Consider the following 19,654-nt stretch of genomic DNA (forward strand, 5'->3'; position numbering starts at 1 on the left):
CCGCGCGGGCCGCGCTACAGTCCCCGACATGGCCGATCCGCCGCAGATCCTGGTCATCGACGACGACGCCGAGCTCTGCGAGCTCCTGGCCGAGCTGCTCGGTCAGGAGGGCTACTCGGTCGAGAGCGCGCGCGAGGCGATCTCCGGCCTGGCGCGCGCGCAGGAGAAGGCGTTCACCCTGGTGGTGCTCGACGTGATGTTGCCCGGGCTCAACGGCTTCGAGGTCCTCACGCGGCTCCGGCAGAGCTCCAGGGTCCCTGTGCTGATGCTCACCGCGCGGGGCGAGGACGTCGACCGCATCGTCGGCCTCGAGATGGGGGCCGACGACTACCTGCCGAAGCCGTTCAACCCGCGCGAGCTCGTCGCCCGCGTGCGCGCGCTCCACCGGCGGGCCGCGCACGCGGGCGCGCCGGGCGCGGCGGCGCTGGGCCCCGCGGAGGCGCAGCAGGTCCTCACGGTCGACGACCTCGAGGTGGCGCCTGCGGCGCGGCGCGTCCGCGTCCGCGGCGAGGAGATCAAGCTCACGACGGCCGAGTACGACCTGCTCGAGGTCCTGGTCCGGCAGGCGGGGACGGTTGTCTCGCGCGAGGAGCTCGCGCGGCGCGTCCTCGGCCGCCGCCTCGCGGCGTACGACCGCGGCATCGACATGCACGTCTCGAACCTCCGCCGCAAGCTCGGCCCCGGCCCGGGCGGCGTCGAGCGCATCAAGACGGTCCGCAACGCGGGCTACATCCTGGCCCGGGAGCCCTCGTGAAGAGCCTCTTCCTGCGGCTGCTGGTCTCGCTGTGGATCGTGATGGCGCTCCTCGTCGGCCTGTTCGCGGTGATCCACGGCCGGGCGTTCTCCGCCGAGTCGAGCTCGCTGCGCCGCCGCCTGAGCACGCGCGCGATCGAGCTCCGGGCGGAGAGCGCGGTCGTCTGCGCGCGGGACGGGCTCGCCGGCTGCGAGCAGCGCCTCGCGCCGCTCGATCCGCGGGACCCGCGCGTCGCTGTCTACCGCGCCGGCGCGCTCGTGGCCGGCGAGCCGGTCGAGGGCGCGGCGGGCGTCGAGGAGCGGGCGCGGCGCTCGGCCGAGGGCATCGCCGTCGAGATCGACGACCGTGAGCTCGTCGCTGTCGTGCTGCGCCGCGACCCGACGCTCGTCGCCGTCGCGACAGGCCCGGTCCGGTCGCCGTGGATGTTCTTCATCGTGCCGGAGACGTTGCCGCTCCGGCTGCTCGCGATCGTCGTCGTCACCGGGCTCGTCGCGGTGGTCCTCGCGCGGTACCTGTCGCGGCCGGTCCGCGTCCTGCGGGGCGCCACGCAGCGGATGGCGGCGGGCGATCTCTCGGTCCGGGTCTCGCAGCAGCTCGCGGGCGCCGACGGCGAGACGCTGGCGCTCGGCCGCGACATGGACCGGATGGCCGAGCGCATCGACGAGTTGCTCGAGACGCAGCGCCGGCTGCTCCGCGACGTCTCGCACGAGCTCCGGTCGCCGCTCGCGCGGCTCAACATCGCGCTGGAGCTCGTCCGCCGCCGCTCGCCGCCGGACGTGGAGCCGGCGTTCGACCGGATCGAGCGCGAGACGGAGCGGCTCAACGGGATGATCGGCGAGCTGCTCACGCTGAGCCGGCTGGAGTCGGGCCGGGGCATGGAGCGCACCGAGCGGGTCGATCTGACGGCCCTGGTGGAGCAGCTCGTGGAGGACGCCGCGTTCGAGGCCGAGCAGCAGGGGTGCTCGGTCGAGCTGGGCGCGCGCGACGCGTGCTCGCTGGACGGCAACGGCGAGCTGCTCCGGCGCGCGATCGAGAACGTTGTGCGCAACGCGGCGCGCTTCACCGAGGCGGGAACCGCTGTCCGGGTCGACCTCGAGTGCGCCGGCGGCCTCGCCGAGCTGCGCGTGCGCGACCGCGGGCCGGGCGTCCCCGAGGCGGCGCTCGGGGACATCTTCAGGCCGTTCTACCGGGTCGACGACCACCGGGCGCGCGGCGCCGGCGGCACGGGGATCGGGCTGGCGATCACGCAGCGCGCGGTGCTGCTGCACGGCGGCGAGATCGAGGCGAGGAACGCGGAGGACGGCGGGCTCATGGTGGTGCTGCGGCTGCCGGTGGTGGCGGGGGGCTGAGCCGGGCGCGGGCAGGCGCGGTGAAAGGGGCCCGGTGGGTCGTCTCGTCTGCCGGCGATCGGGTATGGCTCTCGATCTCGGATCGATCCTTCCCCCCTCCCGAGGCCGCTCCGCCACGTCGCGACCTCCCCGCGCCGCCTCTCGAGGCCGCCCTTCTCGGTCCCGAACCGACCCGCCCCCCTCCCGAGGCCGCTCCGCCACGTCGCGACCTCCCCGTGCCAGCTCCCGTGCCGTCCCGCTCGATCCCGGATCGACATGCCCCCCTGGCGAGGCCGTCCCGGCACGTCGCGACCTCTCCGCGCCCGCCTCGACCCCCGCGCCGCCGCGCGTGAGCGCTCCACCACGCCTGCAAGAGTTCAACTCACGCGCCGGCGGCGCACGAAACCCACACCGCACGTGGGTTGACGCAAAGCAAGACAGGACTTCCTTTACCCGCTCACCCGCAATGCCTCCTCTGGCATTGCCCGCCCGGGGCAAGGCGTCGCTGCTCGACGTCGTGAAGCGGTGGCTCACCAAGGGCCGGGAGCTCGAGGCCATCGAGCGGGCCCGCACGGAGATCGAGGCGACCGAGACAACGACGCCGGCCAGCAAGACAACCATCCAGTCGGCCCGCAGCCAGTGGTTCAAGGTCGTGTCGCTCGTGCTCTCCAACCTCGAGATGTCCCGCGCCCCGGCGCGCGACATCGAGATCATCCGTGGGCCCGTTCTCCGCGCCTCGGGTCGCGCCGGCAAGCGCTACGTGAGCAGCAAGCCCGCGGAGGCTCCGGCAGAGGAGGATACGCCGGAGGAAGAGGCGGACAGCCCCGCCTCCGTGCCGGAGGGAGCCGCGCCGAGCAAAGATGAGGGCGACGCCGAGGACGAGGTGTCCTGAGCGCCTCGTCTGGGCTGAGCCGGTATGCTCAACTCCGCGGATGCGCGCCGATCCTCCGCCCGACAGCGGCCTCGTCCTTGATCTCGTCCGGATCGGGAGTTCTCTTGCGGACGACTCCTGCGCTCCGGGCGACCCGCGCGTGCTGTCCGGCCGCGCGGACGGCCTTGTCGTGCGGATCGACGAGGTGGTGGTCAAGGCCCATGCGCACGAGACGGCTGGCCTCGCGGGGCGAACCGCGGTAGGAGGGCGCCATGCTCAAGCACAACAGCTACTTCAACGGCGGCGTCCAGAGTCTCGGCTTCGAGCGCCACGGGCGCCGGCAGACGATGGGTGTCATCGACACCGGCGAGTTCCACTTCTCGACCGAATCGCCGGAGCGGATGACCGTCGTCGCGGGCGAGCTCGCGATCCGCTTCGACGGCTCGCAGGAGTGGCGCGTCTACCCGGCCGGGACGTCGTTCGAGGTGGCGGGCAAGAGCGGCTTCGACGTCAAGGCCTCGCAGCCCACCGGGTACTTCTGCGAGTTCCTCTGAGCCCACCCGCGCGGCGCCGCGCGCTTCCCGCGGCGCTCCTATCCGCCTCCCCGGCGCCCCAGCCTTCCTCCCGCCTCGCGCCCTGACGGCTCCAGGCGGCCGGCATCACCCGATCAACAGCGCGGGCAGCTTCGCGAGGTCGTCGATCTCTGGCGCTCGGCCTCGCAGCCCGTACTCGTCCGGATCGCCCGCGCGGTTCACGCGGAAGGCGCGGTATCCGCAGGCGAGCGCTCCCTGCGTATCCCACGCGTTGGCGGAGATGAAGGCCATCGAAGCAGCGGCGTGCCCGAACCGGCGCTCGGGCAGGCGGTAGACGAGCGGGTGCGGCTTGAAGACGCCGATCGCCTCCACGCTCAGCACGTCGTCGAGCAGATCGGCGATGCCCGCGGCGGTGACAGCGGCCGCCAGCATGCCGGGCTCCCCGTTGGAGAGGATCGCTGTCGCGAGGCCGCGGGCGCGCAGCGCGCCCAGCACGGCCGGCACCTCCGGATACGCCGGACAGGCGCGGTATGCGTCGAGCAGCGCCGCGCGCAGGCCGCGATCGGAGAGGCCGTGCCTCTCGGAGACCCAGTCGAGCGCGTCCTCCGTGCACCGCCAGAAGTCGCGGTGATGGGCGGGCCCCGTCAGGCTGCGCACCCAGGTGTACTCGAGCTGCTTCGCCCGCCAGTCCACCGAGAACCGGCGCCAGTGCGGACCGATACGCTCGGACTGCACAACGACGGGGGCGTGCACGTCGAGCAACGTGCCATAGGCGTCGAAGATGGCAGCTCGGATGTCCGACATGTCCTGGTGACCTCCCTGGCTTCTGAAACGGTGTCAGGAGAAAGCGGGAAGAGAAGATCGCCAGAGATCCACAGAGAGAGCTCAACGCAAAGGCGCGGCAGCGGCGTGGCAGGGTCTCTGACCCGAGGTACCAGCATGCCCGATCCCGCCGCTCCGGTCCCGCCGCGCCGGGCGCCGGCCTCGGCTAGGCTCCCAGCCACCTCCGCTCGAGCTCGAGCGTCGCCACGTTGTCCGGCACGTTGCCGAGGAACTTCGCGCGCCACACCGGGTCGCCGATCTTCCTCGCCCTGTCGAGCAGGCGCTCCCGCGCCGAGGCGATCGCCATGGTCGCCTCCCGCCGGTGGCCGCACGCGGAGAGCGCCTCGGCGTGCGCGAGGCGCACCAGCGACTCGCCCATCTCGGCGCCCACCGACTCGAGCAGGCAGTACGCCTCGGTCGTCGCGGCGAGCGCGTCCACCGCCTGCCCCGCGTCGAGCAGCGTCCGCCCGAGGACCGCGTACGCGAAGGCGCGGAGCGGCGGCGCGCCGTACAGGATCGCGACAGCGGCGCGCGCCTCGCGCTCGGCGCCCGCGAGGTCGCCCGACAGGATCAGGATCCTCGCGAGGCACGTCCGCGCCGCGCCCTCCATGCGCACGTCGCCGAGGCGCTGCGACGTCGCGATCGCCTCCTCCTCCGTCTGCCGCGCCTCGTCGACGAGGCCCTGCCGCGCGAGCACCGGACCCAGGTTGAGCAGCGCCCCGAGCCGCGCCTCCAGGAGCCCCATCCGCTCCGCGTCCGCGAGCGACGCGCGCAGCGCCGCCTCGGCGCCCTCGAGCTCGCCGAGCTCCGCGGTGCAGGAGCCCAGGTTGTTCCGCGCCCAGCAGGCGTTGCGCCGATCCCCGGCCTGCTCGAACGCCGCGAGCGCCGCCTCGAAGCCCGCGAGGCTCGCGCCGGGGTCGCCGTCCGCCATCGCCCTGTACGCGCGCGCCTCGTGCAGCCGCGCCAGCACCTCGACCTCCTGCTGCGTCTCCTCGGCGTCCTGCTCGATCGCGTCGAGCAGCTCGTCCGCGAGCCGGTACCGCCCGCCGAAGACGAGGCGCCCGGCCCCCGCGCACAGGCACACGCTGCGCGCGGGCCGCCCCGACCGCCGCGGCTCGGTGCTCTGCGCCACGCGCACGAGGCGCTCTACCTGGTCGTGGTTGCCGCGCTTCGAGGCCGCCAGGATCATCTGCGTCAGCGCCGAGAACCACGACGCCGACCCGGGCGAGAGCCGCTCCAGCGCCTCCATCCCCCGCCGCTCCGCCAGCGCGAACTCGCCGCGCCAGAGGTGCGCCTCCGCCTGGCAGAGCCGCAGCGCCCCGGCCGTCGTCTTCGAGGCCCCGCGCGCGATGCCGCGCTCCACGCGCTCGATCGCCGCGCCGAGATCGCTCCCGAGCAGCGCCTGCTCGGCCGCGCGCAGCGTCCACGTCGCCGCCCGCGCCGGCTCGCCCCCGCGCTCGAAATGCTCGGCCAGCGCCATCGGCTCCGCCGCGCCCGCGCGCTCCAGCCACTCGCCCGCGAGCCGGTGGCCGAGGCGGCGGTCGTGATCGGTCAGCATCCCGTACGCCGCCTCGCGCACGAGCGCGTGCCGGAACCGGTACTCGACCGCCTCCGACGCGCCCTCCGCCGCGCACCGCACGATGAGCTCCCGCGCCTCGACCTCGGCGAGCAGCGGGTCGACCTCCGCCCGGCCGACAAGCGCGGCGACCCCGCCCCGCGGGAAGCGCTCGCCGAAGATCGCCCCGGCGCGCAGCACGCGGCGCGCCCCGACGTCGAGCGCGTCGAGCTCCGCCTGCACCATCGCCAGCACCGTCTCCGGCAGGTCGGCCCCCTTGCCGGCCGCCGCCGCGCGGATCTGCTCCTCCAGATAGAAGGCGTTGCCGTCCGCGCGCTCCACGAGCGTCGCCACGAGCGCCTGGCTCTCGCCCTCGCCGAGCACCTGGCGCACGAGCCGCTCGCTCGACCGGCGCGAGATCCCCGCGAGCCGGAGCTTGTGCCCGCGCCGCTCGTCCCACAGCTTCGGGAAGAGCTCGTGCACCTCGGGGCGGCCGAGCGCCATCACCATGAACGGCCTGTCCTTCAGGTTCCGGAGCGCGGCGTCGACCATCGTGACCGTGGGCAGGTCGCCCCAGTGCAGGTCCTCGAGCACGAGCAGCACCGGGTGCTCCGCGCACTCGGCGCGCAGGAAGTCCTCCCACGCGAGGCGGAGCTGATCGCCCATGAGCATCGGGTTCCGCCGCGCCGCCCGGAGCTGGACGTCGTCGTCCGGGAACGGCGCGCCGACAAGCTCGCCGAGGAACGTCGCCACCCGCGCCGGGTCGAGCGCCGCGTGCCGCTCGACCCGCGCCCGCACCTTGCGCCGCCGCTCCTCGATGGAGTCGGCGTCCGACAGCCCGATCGCCCGCCGGAGCGCGTGCGCGAGCAGGCCGAACGCCGAGCCGGCGCTCATCGCGTCCACCTGGCCGAGCCACACCTCGACAGGCGCGCCTTCCTCCCGGAGGCCGCGGACGATCTCGTGGCGGAGCCGCGACTTGCCGATGCCGGCCGGACCCGTCACGAGCACGACGCTCGGGGTCGACTCCTCGACGCAGCGCGCGAGCTCGTCGCGGATCAGCGCCAGCTCGCGCTCGCGCCCGACGCACGACGTCAGCTTGCCGAGCAGGTGAGGCGCCGCGTCCGGCTCCTCGCGCGCGCCGTGGAGCCAGCGGCCCGCCTCGTCGCCCGAGATCTCGAACCGCGGCCCGAGCAGCCCCGCCGTCACCTCGTCGATGCGGATCGCCGCCGCGCGCGACGGGGCGCGGCTCTCGGGCAGGAGCTGGACCACGCGATCGATGAGATCGCCGATCGGCATGCGCGAGGCGATCTCCGCCCGGCCCGTGACGACAGCGACCGGCGCCCCGCCGAGGAGCGCCTGCACGGCGAGCGCGCAGCGCGCCGCCCGGGCCGCGAGGTCGGTCGTCGCGCCGGCGCCGGAGAGCACGACCAGCGGCAGCCGCGCCTCGACGAGCTCGAGCTGGCCCCGGTAGCGCGCCGCCGTGGCCGCGAGCGCCTGCGCGCGCGCCTGCTCGTCGGCCTCGGGCGCGGCCGGATCGGCCGCGGCGGGGGCGAGCCCGTCGCGCGCGAGGACGAGGCACATCACCTTGCGCTCGCCTGTCGTGAGCTCCGGCGGGCGGATGGACGGCGCCGGCGGGCGCACGGAGAGCGCCGCGGGATCCATGAGCGCGGCGAGCTCGGCCGCGACCGCGTTGCCGTCGCTCGGCCGCCCCTCGGGCGACTTCGACAGCATCCGCGTCACCAGGTCGTCGAGCGCCTCGGGCACGTCGTCGCGGAGCCACCGGAGCGACGGCGGCTCCTCGATGAGCACCTTGACCAGCACGGCGAGCCCGCGCGCGCCGCGGAAGGGCGCGCGCCCCGAGACGCACTTGTAGAGCAGGCAGCCGAGCGCGAAGACGTCGGCGCGCGCGTCGACCTGCGCCTCGCCGCGGGCCTGCTCGGGGGCCATGTAGCCGGGGGTGCCGAGGATGGCGCCCGGCATGGTGAGCTGCTGGTCGATGCCGGACATGCGGACCACGCCGAAGTCGATGAGCGTGATGCGGTCGATGGCGCCGTCGACGAGGAGCAGGTTGCTCGGCTTGAGGTCGCGGTGGACGACGCCGAGCCGGTGCACGGACCCGAGGGTGATCGCGACGCGCCGGGCGAGCTTGAGGCTCTCGTCCAGGCTGAACGACTGTCGGGCGAGGCGCTGGGAGAGGGTCTCGCCGGTGAGCCATTCCATGGCGAGGTAGGGGTGCCCGGTGTCCGTGAGGCCGTGCGCGATGTACCGCACCACCCCCGGCACCCGCAGGCTGGCGAGCGCCTGCGCCTCGCGCGAGAGGCGGCTGGAGTCCTGGGAGGCGGCGTTCTGGAGGACCTTGAGGGCGACGGTGTCGCCCGTCGTGAGGTCGTTCGCGCGAAAGACATGGCCCATGCCGCCGGCGCCCGCGAGCTCCACGATCTCGAACCGGCCGTCGATGACGTTTCCCGCGCGCATTGCCCTAGCCGCCGCTCCCCGCAGACCGCCGTCCGTCCTCTGTGTGGGAGCTACGCGAAGTTCATGTGGATGGCCAGCGGTTCGGGGTAGCAGGCGTGTCACCGGGCGCGGCGCCGCGAGGCCTCCGCGTCCCCTCATGCAATCACCGCCGATTACCGCGCTTCGGTCCGCATCGTCACCAGAGAGCGCGGCCCGGGGCAACTCCAGAGCGACGAAGCGCCCGGCGCGGCCCCTGCCGTCACGTCCGGCCGCGGGTCATGTCGGTTCTCCTCCGCTGCCGAGCGGCCTTTCCGGCGCGCCCGGAGCCCCGCGGGCGATACAGGAGCAGCCGCCGCGGCTCTCCGGTGATCGGTCCCACCGACGCCGCGGCCTCGACCGCGGCTCGTCTCGCCTTCGATCGCGGCGCCGGGCCGCTTTTCGTCCAGACGGCCTCGAGCGTGGAGCGGCCGACGCGGCGTGGCTGGTGTAGGCGGCGGTCCGTTCTTCGCGTCGACGGGCGCGCGGCGCTTCCGCTGTCGCGCCCGCGTGATAAATGAGCTTGTCTGGGGACTGGGGGGAGGCGACCGGAACGCGCTCGACCCCTTTTTGTCAAGCGAAGGAGGCCGCTCTTGTCAATCGTGCCCGGAACCGTCCTGCTCCAGCGCTACGGCGTCGTGGGTCACCTCCGCCGCGAGGGCCTCGGTGAAGTGTTCAGCGCCGAGGACGCTAGCACCGGCCGCCGCGTCGCGGTGAAGGTGCTCGGCGAGCCTCCAACGCGCGTGGATCCGGGGAGCGTGTTCAGCGCGCCGGAGCGCATGCCCCTGGCCGAGGCCAAGGCGCGCTTCCGGCGCGAGGCCGCGGCGTGCGAGCGGCTGCGGGGCCCGCACACGCTCCCTTCGATCGGCGGCGGCGCGGACCCGAAGCACGGCCCCTTCATCGTCTTCGAGCTGCGCGAGGGGGAGCTCCTCGCCGAGCGCATCGCCCGGCACGGGGCGCTCCCGTTCGACGCTCTCCACCCGCTGATCGAGCAGCTCTGGCTCGCGATCGCCGAGCTCCACGAGATTGACATCATCCACCGCGACATCAGCTCCGCGAGCGTGCTCGTCGATCGCGGCCCTGAAGGCGACCGGCTGACGCTCCTCGATCTCGGCTCGTGCAAGCTCCCGCCCGCGCTCTGCGACGAGGAGACGACCGTGGCGAGCCGGTGCCTCGGCGATCCCAGGTTCGCGCCCCCGGAGCAGCTCACGAAGGGCAAGACGGTGGATCACCGGGCCGACATCTATGCGGCGATGACGGTGGTCTTTCAGGCGCTCACCGGCGAGCTCCCCTACGCCGCGCGCAACCTGATGATGCTCGCCGATCTCAAGACGAGGACGGCGCCGCGGCGCCTCGGGAACATGATGCCCCCGCCGGTCGACCGGCAACTCGAGGTGTTCGTCAACCGCGGTCTCGCCCATAGCCCGGACCGCCGCTTCGCGAACATCGCCGAGGTGCTCGACGGCTGGCGGGCGCTGCGACCCGCCGCCTGAACGTCGCGGCCGCCCACGCGCGGCGCCCCACCGCTGAAGGCTGGACACCGAGGGCCCCCGGCTCGCGGCAACGCGCCCGCACGGACAGGAAGGCGGCGCGGGCGCGCCGTCCTCTCCCGCTCTCCGTGCCTTGCTGACTCCCTGCTCGTTTTCTCATGAATCAAGAGAGGTCCGCGACCGGCTCGCGGCCGCAGGCGTACCGGCGATCGTGACGGGACGCCGGAATGCCTGCGGGACCCGCGCGCGACGGCGCCTCGCGCGCGGCCCTGCCGGCGCCGCGCCTTCGCTCCGCCGCCCGCTCCCGCGTTCCTGACGAGCCCGGTCCGCGGCGCTGACGAGCGTTGCCCCGGCGTTCCGGGTAGGGCTCCGCCGCCGCGACGCCGTTCGATCGAGGCCTTTGGCCCACCATTACGACATCGCCTCTTTTTTTCTCATCGACGCTGCCATCCTTCGTCGCCGCACAGGCCGGTTGCCTCGATGGCGCGGCGGGGTGCTTTGCGCGAACGGCCCGCCCTGTTCCAGAGCGAGTTACGATTCTGCTCCCTTCTTGATCACGAGATCAGTCCGGGCCTAATCACCTGGGGTCCTGAGGAGGAATACGCATCTTCAGTCCAGAAACCGCCTCTCGCAGGATTGCAGAGCGTGAGCATGCATGTTAATCCGGGGTCGTTCGCTCGTCGCCGCGCCCTCTTGCGCGGCGCCAGGGCAACCGGAGCGACGTGCAGCTCCCCTGTCTGCGCGCCTGCCTGGCCGCGCGGAGGCTGCTCTCAGCGTCTCCGGCGCCGCCGAGGTGCGCCTCGGGACCGGCTCATTCCGGGCCGGCACGTCTCCTGGGATCTCTCAACCCTTGCTGCCACCACGCTATGACGACACCTACCTACCGTTATGTCTTCCTGGGACTCTCCATCACGTCGTCGTGGGGCAACGGCCACGCCACGACGTACAGGGCGCTCCTCCGGGCGCTCGCGTCGCGCGGCCACCACGTGCTTTTTCTGGAGCGGAACCTCTCCATCTATGACCAGCACCGCGACCTGCCCAACCCGCCTTACGGCAAGACCGAGCAGTACTCGAGCATTCCCGAGCTCCGTGATCGATTCTCACGCGCGGTGCGCGAAGCCGATCTCGTGATCGTCGGCTCCTTCGTCCCGGAGGGGGCCACCGTCGGGGCGTGGATCACGGAGGAGGCCCGCGGCAAGACAGCGTTCTACGACCTCGACACGCCGGTGACGCTGGGCCGGCTGGCGCACGGGGATCACGCGTACCTCACGCCGGCGCTGATCCCGCGGTACGACCTCTACCTGTCGGCGACGGGCGGCCCGACCTTGGAGCGGCTCGAGCGCGGCCACGGGGCGGTGCGCGCGCGGGCGCTCTACTGCTCGGCCGACACCGACGTCTACCATCCGCAGCCGGCGCCGATGCGCTGGGATCTCGGCTACCTCGGCACGTACAGCGACGACCGGCAGGCCGCGGTCGAGCGGCTCCTGCTCGAGCCGGCGCGGCGCATGCGCCGCGGCCGCTTCGCTGTGGCGGGCGCGCAGTACCCGACGTCGCTCGCGTGGCCCGACAACATCAGCCGGACGGAGCACCTCCCGCCGGACGAGCACCGCATCTTCTACAATTCCCAGCGCTTCACGCTGAACCTGACCCGCCGGGCGATGGTCGAGTCCGGGTGGTCGCCGAGCGCACGCCTGTTCGAGGCGGCCGCGTGCGGGACCCCCGTCCTGAGCGACACATGGCCGGGGATCGAGACGTTCTTCCAGCCCGGCGACGAGATCCTCCTCGTCCGCACGCCGGAGGACGTGCTCCGGAAGCTCAGGGAGATGAAGGAGGACAAGCGCCTCACCGTGGGCCAGCGAGCGCGGCAGCGCGTGTTCGCCGAGCACACGGCGATGCACCGGGCCGAGGCGTTCGAGCGCTACACCCGCGAGGTGCTCGACGCCGGGAGCCGCGCGCGGGCGCGCCGCGACCGCGACGGGCAGATCCCCGCGGCGCACATCGAGAGCCAGAGCGGCTGACGCCCCGGGAGCGCCAGGGCGGCCAACGCATCGGCCGGGCGCGGGCGGCCGCGCCGCGCTCCTGCTCCCTTGCCGCTCGGGTCAGCGCGCAGTACGCCACGGAGGTGCGCTCCACCCCGCTTCACCCTGTCGCTCGCTTGCCTGAAGAGTGGTCGGCCTCGCTGGCCGCCCGCGGAGAGCGGTCGTTCACGGCGAAGCAGGTATTCCACTGGATCCACCGCCGCGGCGTCCTGGATCCGGCGGCGATGAAGAACCTCCCGGCGCGGCTGCGCGAGCACCTCGCCGCGGAGGGGCTCGGCGAGGTGCTGACGCCCGAGCGGGTTCATCGCTCCGAGGACGGCACGCGCAAGCTGCTCCTCCGCCTGCACGACGGCGCGACAATCGAGACGGTCCTGCTCCCGTCGGTGTCGGGCCCCGGCTCGCAGGCGCAGCTCGACGCCGACGCGGCCGCGGGCGACGACACCGACGACGAGGACGACGACGCTGGCCCGGGCGCGGCGCCGCGCGTCCGCGTCACCCAGTGCATCTCCACGCAGGTCGGCTGCGCCATGGGGTGCGGCTTCTGCGCGAGCGGCGTGGCCGGGCTCAAGCGCCACCTCGGCGCCGAGGAGATCGCGGGCCAGGTGCTCCTCGGGCGGGCGATGCTCGAGGAGGGCGAAGATCTCCGCGGCGTCGTTTACATGGGCATGGGCGAGCCGCTCCACAACTACGAGGCCACAGCGCGCTCGCTGCGCCTGCTCACGCACCCGGAGGGCATCAACCTCTCGACGCGGCGGGTCACGGTGTCCACATCGGGCCTCGTCCCGGAGATCGCGCGGCTCGGCGAGGATTTCGGCGGGCAGATCGCGCTGGCGATCTCGCTGCACGCCGCGGACGACGCGACCCGCTCGGCGCTGATGCCCATCAACCGCAAGTACCCGCTCGACGAGCTGCTCGCGGCGCTGCGCGCCTACCCGCTGCCGCGGCGCCGGCGCATCACCATCGAGTACACGCTCGTGGCCGGGCAGAACGACGATCCGGTCGAGGCGCGCCGGCTGGCGAAGCTCCTGCGCGGGATCCCGGTGAAGATCAACCTCATCCCGATGAACCCGATCGAGGCGTCCTCGCTGGGCCCGCCCGGCCTGGAGCGCGTGACCGCGTTCCAGGAGGTGCTCACCCAGGCCGGATACTCGTGCTTCGTGCGGCGCCGGCGCGGGGACGACGTCTCGGCGGCGTGCGGGCAGCTCGTGCTGCTCGGGGCCAAGCCCAAGGTGCGGCGCGCGGTGGGCTGAGCCGGACCCGGCGCGGCTCAGCCCGCCGGGCAGGCAAGGGCGCTCCGCCGGAGGCCGTCCGACGAGGCCTGTCCGCGAGCGCTCGGGGCGCGCCGCGCCGCCCGGACCGCCTTGACGCCCCGCCGCGCGGGGGCGTAGCTGTCAACCGTGCTGAAAAAGATCCTCGTCGCCAACCGTGGAGAGATCGCCTGTCGCGTCCTCCGGACCTGCAAACGGCTCGGGATCGCCACGGTCGCCGTCTACTCGGACGCCGACGCGGGCGCGCCGCACGTCGCGATGGCCGACGAGGCCGTGCGCATCGGGCCGCCGCCGGTCCGCGACAGCTACCTCGTCATCCACGCGATCGTGGAGGCGGCCCGGGCGACGGGCGCCGACGGCATCCACCCGGGGTACGGGCTGCTCAGCGAGAACGAGGCGTTCGCCGAGGCCGTCCTCGCGGCCGGCATCACGTTCATCGGCCCGCCGCCCGCGGTGCTCCACGCCTTCGGCGACAAGATCCTCGCGCGCGACCACGCGCGCGCCGCCGACGTCTTCCCGCCGCCGGGCACGGGCGGCCCGGTCGACCCCGCCGACCTCGAGGCCGCCCAGCGCGCCGCCGAGAGCATCGGATTCCCGCTGCTCGTCAAGGCCGCGGGCGGCGGCGGCGGCATCGGCATGCAGGTCGTCACCGAGCCGGTCAAGCTCGCGCGCGCCCTCACCGCGTGCTCCGACCGCGGCCGCTCCGCGTTCGGCGACGCGCGCGTCTACATGGAGCGGTACATCGAGCGCCCGCGCCACATCGAGGTGCAGGTGCTCTGCGACGGCCAGGGCGGCGCCGTCGCGATCGGCGAGCGCGAGTGCAGCGCGCAGCGCAGGCACCAGAAGATCGTCGAGGAGAGCCCGTCGCCCGCCGCGTTCTTCCAGGGAGACGCGGGCGAGTCCCGCCGGAAGACGCTGCACGAGAGCGCGCTCCGGGTCGTGACAGGCGCCGGCTACGTCGGGGCCGGCACGGTCGAGTTCGTCGCGACGGAGAGCGGCGAGCTCTACTTCCTCGAGGTCAACGCGCGGCTCCAGGTCGAGCACTGCGTCACCGAGATGTGCACCGGGCTCGACCTCGTCGAGCACCAGATCCGCATCGCCTCGGGCGAGCCGCTCGCGCCGGAGGTCCGCGACCACGCCTACCGCGGCCATTCCATCGAGGCGCGCCTCTACGCCGAGGATCCGGCGAAGAAGTTCGCCCCGCAGCCCGGCCGCATCGCCGCGCTCCGCTGGCCCGCCGCGGGCGACGACCTGCGGATCGAGACAGGCGTCGCCGAGGGGCTCGAGGTGACGCCGTTCTACGATCCGCTGCTCGCCAAGATCGTCGCCCACGGGCCGACGCGCGACGACGCGATCGCCCGCCTGGACCGGGCGCTCGCCGGCACGACGATCGAGCTCGCCGGCCCGGCCGGTCCCGCCGCGACAAACCTCGCCTTCCTGCGCCAGATCCTGGCGGACGACGACTTCCGGCGCGGCCAGTACGACACGCGCTTCGCCGAGGCGCTCGCCGCCGGCAAGAAGGCCGGCTAGCCCCGCCCGTCCGCACGGAATCGCGCGTGCGCCTGCTGCACACGGCGGCCAGCTTGAACTAAAGATGGAGTCGTGAGCCACGACTTCGTCCTCGAGCCTGCCGAACGCTGGCTTGCCCACGACCCCGATCCGGAGACCCAGAGCGAGCTGCGCCGGCTCATCGACGCGGCCCGGGCGGGCGAGGAGGGCGTCCGCGATGAGCTCGCCGAGCGCTTCGCCGGCCCCCTCGAGTTCGGCACCGCCGGCATCCGCGGCGTGCTCGGCGCCGGCGAGAGCCGGATGAACCGCGCCGTCATCCTCCGCACGACCGCCGGCCTCGCCCGCTACCTCCTCGCCACGCTCGGCGACAAGGCGCGCAGCGCCGGGGTCGTCGTCGGCCACGACGCCCGCCGGATGAGCCGCGAGTTCGCGGAGGACGCCGCCTGCGCCCTCGCCGCCGCGGGCATCCCGAGCCACCTCTCGCCGCGGCCCTGCCCCACCCCGATCGCCGCGTTCGCTGTCGGTCACCTCGGCGCGGCCGCGGGCGTGATGGTCACGGCGAGCCACAACCCGCCCGAGTACAACGGCTACAAGGTCTACTGGGACAACGCCGCGCAGATCGTCCCGCCGCACGACACCGGCATCGCGACGGCGATCGACGCCTCGCCGCCGGCGGATCAGGTCCCCCGCGTCCCCCTCGACGAGGCGCGGCAGCGGGGCCTCGTGCGCGACTTCCCCGAGGATCTCGAGCCGGCGTACCTCCGCGCGATCCGCGGCCTCGCCGTGCGGGCGGACGGCGATCGCAACCTGCGCATCGTCTACACGCCGCTGCACGGCGTGGGCAACCGCCTCGTCCGCGAGGCGCTCGCGCAGGCCGGCTTCACGCGCGTGACGAGCGTGCCCGAGCAGGCCGAGCCGGACGGCGCGTTCCCCACGGTCGCGTTCCCGAACCCCGAGGAGAAGGGCGCCATGGACCTGGCGTTCGCCCTCGCGAAGAAGGAGGGCGCCGACATCGTCCTCGCCAACGATCCGGACGTCGACCGGCTCGCCGTGGCGGTGCGGCGCCCGGACGGCGAGTACGTGCAGCTCACGGGCAACCAGGTCGGCGTGCTCCTCGGCCACTACCTGCTCACCGAGGGGGGCGCCCAGGGCGGCGGCAGCGCGACCGAGCGCCGCCTCGTGCTGGCCTCCTGCGTCTCGACCCCGATGCTCGGCGCGATCGCCGCGGCGCTCGGGGTGCACTACGAGGAGACCCTGACCGGGTTCAAGTGGATCGCCAACCGGGCGATGGACATCGAGCGCTCGACAGGCGCCCGCTTCGTGTTCGGCTTCGAGGAGGCGCTCGGCTACACCATCGGCCCTGTCGTGCGCGACAAGGATGGCATCGGCGCCGCGGTGGTGCTCGCCGAGCTCGCCGCTGTGCGCAAGGCCGAGGGCAAGACGCTGCTCGACGAGCTCCAGGCGCTCACCCGCACGTACGGCCTCTACATGAGCGGGCAGCGCTCCTACACCCTGCGCGGCGTGGACGGCGTCGAGAAGATCGCCTCCATCATGGCCGCGCTGCGGAAGAGCCCGCCGGCGGAGCTCGGCGGCGTCCCGGTGGTGGCGTGGCGCGACTTCGAGGCGCGCACGCGCACGTCGAGCGACGGCAAGGCCGAGCCGCTCGTCCTGCCCCCGAGCAACGTCCTCGTGTACGAGCTCGACGGCGGCAGCCGGATCATCGCGCGCCCGAGCGGCACCGAGCCGAAGATCAAGTTCTACTTCGACGTGCGCGAGCCGGTCGCCGCGGACGAGCCGCTGGCCGACGCCGAGGCCCGCGCGGCGGCGCGGCTCGACGCGCTGGCCACGGCGTTCTCGGCCCTGGCCGGCATCGGCTGACGGGCCGCTTCAGCCGCCGGCGCTGCGGAAGGCGGCGCGGCCGACGAAGAACGGGCCCATCTGGCTGATGAACTCCGATGTCTGGCGGGTCTTCCGCATCGACTGGACGATGTGCGAGAGCGGGTGGAGCTCCTTGCCGACCAGCCCGATCACGAACTCGTTGTCGCGGGCGTCGAGCCCGTGGGACGCGAGGCGGATGTCGTGCGCGAGGTCCTGCGCGCCGTACGCCCGGCCGATGGTGCCGTGCTCGCGCAGGATGCTCCCCTGCTCGCGCGGCTCGAGCTTGGAGAACGCGCCGCTGCGGCGGAGCGGGTACCACACAGCCCACGACCAGGCGGGGTTGAGCACTGTCTCGGCCGGGCGCCGGAGCATCCAGTACTCGAGGTCCTGCTCGTAGCCTGTCGAGTAGGTGCGCCCCAGCATGGAGAAGTCGGGGCGGAGCTCCAGCCCCCGCAGGTCGCCGCGGTTGAGCGCGGGCCGGACCTTCTCGACGAAGAGGGCCGGGTCTTCCGCCCAGGTGAGCACCGCGATCCCGCGCGGGTCACTGACGTCCTCGTACACGACAGCGCCGACGCGCTGGGCCTCCAGGGCCTGACCGACAGCGCGGGTCAGCTCCGCCGGATCGCCGGTGCTCGGGCAGCGGAAGACGAGGAGCTGCATGAACAGCCTGCGGTCGATGACCTGCGGTCGCCCGTCGCGCGGCGCCCCCCGCTCGGCCACATCGATGTGCGGCAGCTCGGGCTCCGCGTGGCCGGCGGCCGGCCGGCCCGTCGTGGATTCGCTCATGGCGTAGGGGTACCGAGGTTCGCGCAGGAGGGCAACACCGAGGCGCCGCACCGCCGCCGGTCGCCGCCGTTCGCCGGCCCACCGCGCCGGGCGCCCCCTGGCTCCGCCGGCTCCGCCCGCCCGGCCGCGCGCTGCCCGCAGCACGTCGCGCCCGCGGCATCGACCGAACCACGGAGGCGGGTAATGTCGATTACACCTGCACCCCGCATCGGGACCGACGCTGGCATCCTGCGGTCTGGCCATCGGGTCGAAACGAGGGCTGGACAACCGGCGAAGGCTCGTCCAGCGCCGCTTCATTCCATGTCGCACGCCTGCTCCCGTGTAATCATCTCTTGCCATCCAGGCGAACTCACGCTCCCCTGCAAGGTACAACCACGACTCCTGGAGTCCCCCCGACGATGTGCTCTCCGGCAGGGCTTCCCGCCCGAGACCGCGCCCGCTGCGCCCGCGACCTGGGCCGGCGTCGTCAGGGCCTTCCCGCCGTAGGTTCGCCGCGATGAAGACGCACGAAACGAAGAGCAAATCCTCGATCCCCGCCGGTCGATGCAAAGGAACGTTGCTGGTCAACCTCCGGTCGTTCGTCACGACGAACCGCGATGCCGGGGCCTGGGAGCGGCTGGTGACGTCGCTCCCCAAGTCAGACCGGGACGTACTGTATCAGCCGCTGCTGCCGAGCAGCTGGTATCCGATCGGCGTCTGGAACCGGGCGTTGCGAACGCACGTGCGGTCCGCGAGCGACCAGGCCGCCGAGATCAAGCGGTTTGCCCGTTATGTCGCGGATCGCGACCTCAATACGGTGATGAAGTTCGCGCTCTCGATCGCGATGCCCGACACGATCGTCGCCCGCACTGGAATGTTCTGGTCGCGCTACTTCGATTCCGGGAAGGTCTTCCCGCGAATGGTGAAGCCGCGGGAGTGGGTGCTGACGATCACCGGTCCGACGGGGGACGACGAGGGGCCGTCCGCGATGAACTGCGGCGATGGCGTGTGCGGGTGGGTGGAGCAGGCGCTGCTCCTGTGCGGTGCGTCGACCCCCAAGGTGACTCACCAGCGGTGCCGGTTCCGCGGCGCGACCGAGTGCCTCTCCGAGGTCGTATGGTGAGCGGCTGAACGGACCGCCCATTTGCCTGTTGACTTGATCCTTCGCTCCGATCCAAACTGGATGCAGGCGGGACACATGTACGCGAAGCCTCTCATGGTGAGGTCATCGTGCTGGCCCTTTCATCCTCAGCGTCTGGGGGTCAGCATCGTGCCCGCGCCGCGCATTGTCTCCTGACGGCCGCGGGCCGGTCAGCCTGAGGGGTTTGGTGGAGCGGAGACCGGCGGGCAGGCACGAGGGAGATTGACCCAGCAACCCACCAGGTAAATTCATGCTGTCACCTCGCTCGCAGCGGCACAAGGAAGTCAAGGACAGCCTCAAGGCGACGCCGCATCCGGTCTGGGTCGAGGACATGCTCGAGTCCCTGGCCGACCAGTGGAAGGCCGCGGTTTACACGCCTCCGATCGCGCGGACGATGACGGAGCCGATCGATCAGGAGACCTGGGGTCTGATGATCCGGGAGTTCTTCTGCGTCGTCGAGGCGTTCCCGAAGTACATGGGGCTCAGCCTGGCGAAGACGACGTACGGACAGACGCCGCGCGACTCCCTGGTGCGCGACTGGCTCATCGGCAACATCCGGGTCGAGGCGCTGCATGTGCGCTGGTACCTCGACTGGGCGGCGGGGCACGGCATCAGCGCCTCGGAGATCACGAGCCATCGTCCGACCACGGAGGTCGCCTCGCTCTTCGACTGGCTCTGGTCGGTCTCCTACCGCGGCTCTCTGGCCGAGGCTGTCGGCGCGGTCAACTATGCGATCGAGGGTGTCACTGGCGAGTGGTCGCGCGTGGTGCTGCCGGCCTTCACGAAGCAATACGGCGAGGGGAGCAAGGCGCTGACGTGGCTCGCTGCCCATGCGAACTACGATGACGCTCACCCGCGCGAGGCGCTGGAGATCGTGAAGCTCGCGACCACCTCCGCCGAGGAGATCCGCCGGGTGCATTCGAGCATCGGCCGTTCCCTCGAGCTGTTCGAGCGCGCCTTCAAGGCCTGCAGCAACGCGCCCCGCAGCCGCAGCTAAACCGCCCCCTCCCGCCGCAGCGCGCGCCCCTCGCGGCGGACGTCCGCCCGAGCCGCGGCGGGAGACGACAGTTCCTCCTTACCCCTGCGGCGCGCCGAAGCAGCGAGTCTCTCGCGGTCGCGTCCGCCTCTGATGTGCCCCACGGCATCTCCCGCCCAGCCCCGCAGTCCGGACGAACGCCGCTCGCACGACCACGACGAAACTAGAAGACACC

General features: G+C 73.0%; 15 protein-coding genes. 11 read left to right on the forward strand and 4 right to left on the reverse strand.

Features of this window, described 5'->3' with window-relative positions:
• Positions 1–28: 28 nt before the first annotated feature.
• The 3 genes from WMF42_RS24335 (at position 29) to WMF42_RS24345 (ending at position 2,974) form a co-directional block, all read left to right on the forward strand.
• A complete protein-coding gene (locus tag WMF42_RS24335) occupies positions 29–754 on the forward strand; it encodes a response regulator transcription factor (protein WP_437685026.1) in 726 nt (241 codons plus the stop codon).
• The gene (locus tag WMF42_RS24340; protein WP_061606530.1) at positions 751–2,103 is read left to right on the forward strand and encodes an ATP-binding protein; all 1,353 of its coding nucleotides are present in this window, start codon (positions 751–753) and stop codon (positions 2,101–2,103) included. The genes WMF42_RS24335 and WMF42_RS24340 overlap by 4 nt, the downstream gene beginning before the upstream one ends.
• A 445-nt stretch (positions 2,104–2,548) precedes the next feature.
• Complete coding sequence (locus tag WMF42_RS24345; protein ID WP_437685029.1) at positions 2,549–2,974, forward strand: hypothetical protein; 426 nt, start codon at positions 2,549–2,551, stop codon at positions 2,972–2,974.
• A gap of 28 nt (positions 2,975–3,002) precedes the next feature.
• Here WMF42_RS24345 and WMF42_RS24350 read toward each other — a convergent pair whose 3' ends face one another.
• The gene (locus WMF42_RS24350; protein ID WP_437685031.1) at positions 3,003–3,233 is read right to left on the reverse strand and encodes a hypothetical protein; all 231 of its coding nucleotides are present in this window, start codon (positions 3,231–3,233) and stop codon (positions 3,003–3,005) included.
• Between WMF42_RS24350 and WMF42_RS24355 the strand changes: the two genes are divergently transcribed.
• On the forward strand, positions 3,226–3,507 hold the full coding sequence (locus WMF42_RS24355) for a pyrimidine/purine nucleoside phosphorylase (protein ID WP_437685033.1): 282 nt from the start codon (positions 3,226–3,228) through the stop codon (positions 3,505–3,507). The two genes, WMF42_RS24350 and WMF42_RS24355, sit on opposite strands and share 8 nt — an antisense overlap.
• Positions 3,508–3,612: 105 nt before the next feature.
• Here WMF42_RS24355 and WMF42_RS24360 read toward each other — a convergent pair whose 3' ends face one another.
• On the reverse strand, positions 3,613–4,290 hold the full coding sequence (locus WMF42_RS24360) for a haloacid dehalogenase type II (protein WP_437685035.1): 678 nt from the start codon (positions 4,288–4,290) through the stop codon (positions 3,613–3,615).
• A 184-nt stretch (positions 4,291–4,474) separates the two neighbouring features.
• Complete coding sequence (locus WMF42_RS24365; protein ID WP_061607899.1) at positions 4,475–8,338, reverse strand: serine/threonine-protein kinase; 3,864 nt, start codon at positions 8,336–8,338, stop codon at positions 4,475–4,477.
• A gap of 617 nt (positions 8,339–8,955) precedes the next feature.
• Here WMF42_RS24365 and WMF42_RS24370 point away from each other — a divergent pair.
• The 5 genes from WMF42_RS24370 (at position 8,956) to WMF42_RS24390 (ending at position 16,537) form a co-directional block, all read left to right on the forward strand.
• Positions 8,956–9,846, forward strand: coding sequence for a serine/threonine-protein kinase (locus tag WMF42_RS24370; RefSeq protein WP_437694336.1), 891 nt, complete (start codon positions 8,956–8,958; stop codon positions 9,844–9,846).
• A gap of 863 nt (positions 9,847–10,709) precedes the next feature.
• Positions 10,710–11,861, forward strand: a complete 1,152-nt coding sequence (locus WMF42_RS24375; RefSeq protein ID WP_437685037.1) for a CgeB family protein — start codon at positions 10,710–10,712, stop codon at positions 11,859–11,861.
• A 137-nt stretch (positions 11,862–11,998) separates the two neighbouring features.
• A complete protein-coding gene (gene rlmN / locus WMF42_RS24380) occupies positions 11,999–13,132 on the forward strand; it encodes a 23S rRNA (adenine(2503)-C(2))-methyltransferase RlmN (protein ID WP_437685039.1) in 1,134 nt (377 codons plus the stop codon).
• Positions 13,133–13,279: 147 nt separating this feature from the next.
• Entirely contained in the window at positions 13,280–14,680 is a 1,401-nt protein-coding gene (locus tag WMF42_RS24385; RefSeq protein WP_437685041.1) for an acetyl-CoA carboxylase biotin carboxylase subunit, read from the forward strand.
• Between the two features lie 72 nt (positions 14,681–14,752).
• Positions 14,753–16,537 (forward strand): phospho-sugar mutase, encoded by a 1,785-nt coding sequence (locus WMF42_RS24390; RefSeq protein ID WP_061607903.1) that lies wholly within the window; start codon positions 14,753–14,755, stop codon positions 16,535–16,537.
• 9 nt (positions 16,538–16,546) lie between these two features.
• On the opposite strand, the gene WMF42_RS24395 is transcribed toward WMF42_RS24390, so the two are convergent.
• Complete coding sequence (locus WMF42_RS24395) at positions 16,547–17,323, reverse strand: chlorite dismutase family protein (protein ID WP_061607904.1); 777 nt, start codon at positions 17,321–17,323, stop codon at positions 16,547–16,549.
• Positions 17,324–17,819: 496 nt separating this feature from the next.
• On the opposite strand from WMF42_RS24395, the gene WMF42_RS24400 reads away from it, so the two are divergent.
• The gene (locus WMF42_RS24400; protein ID WP_061607905.1) at positions 17,820–18,425 is read left to right on the forward strand and encodes a hypothetical protein; all 606 of its coding nucleotides are present in this window, start codon (positions 17,820–17,822) and stop codon (positions 18,423–18,425) included.
• Between the two features lie 268 nt (positions 18,426–18,693).
• Entirely contained in the window at positions 18,694–19,440 is a 747-nt protein-coding gene (locus tag WMF42_RS24405) for a TenA family transcriptional regulator (protein WP_061607906.1), read from the forward strand.
• Positions 19,441–19,654 lie beyond the last annotated feature (214 nt).

The organism is Sorangium sp. So ce176, assembly GCF_051519835.1.
Classification (GTDB): Bacteria; Myxococcota_A; Polyangia; order Polyangiales; family Polyangiaceae; genus Sorangium; species Sorangium cellulosum_G.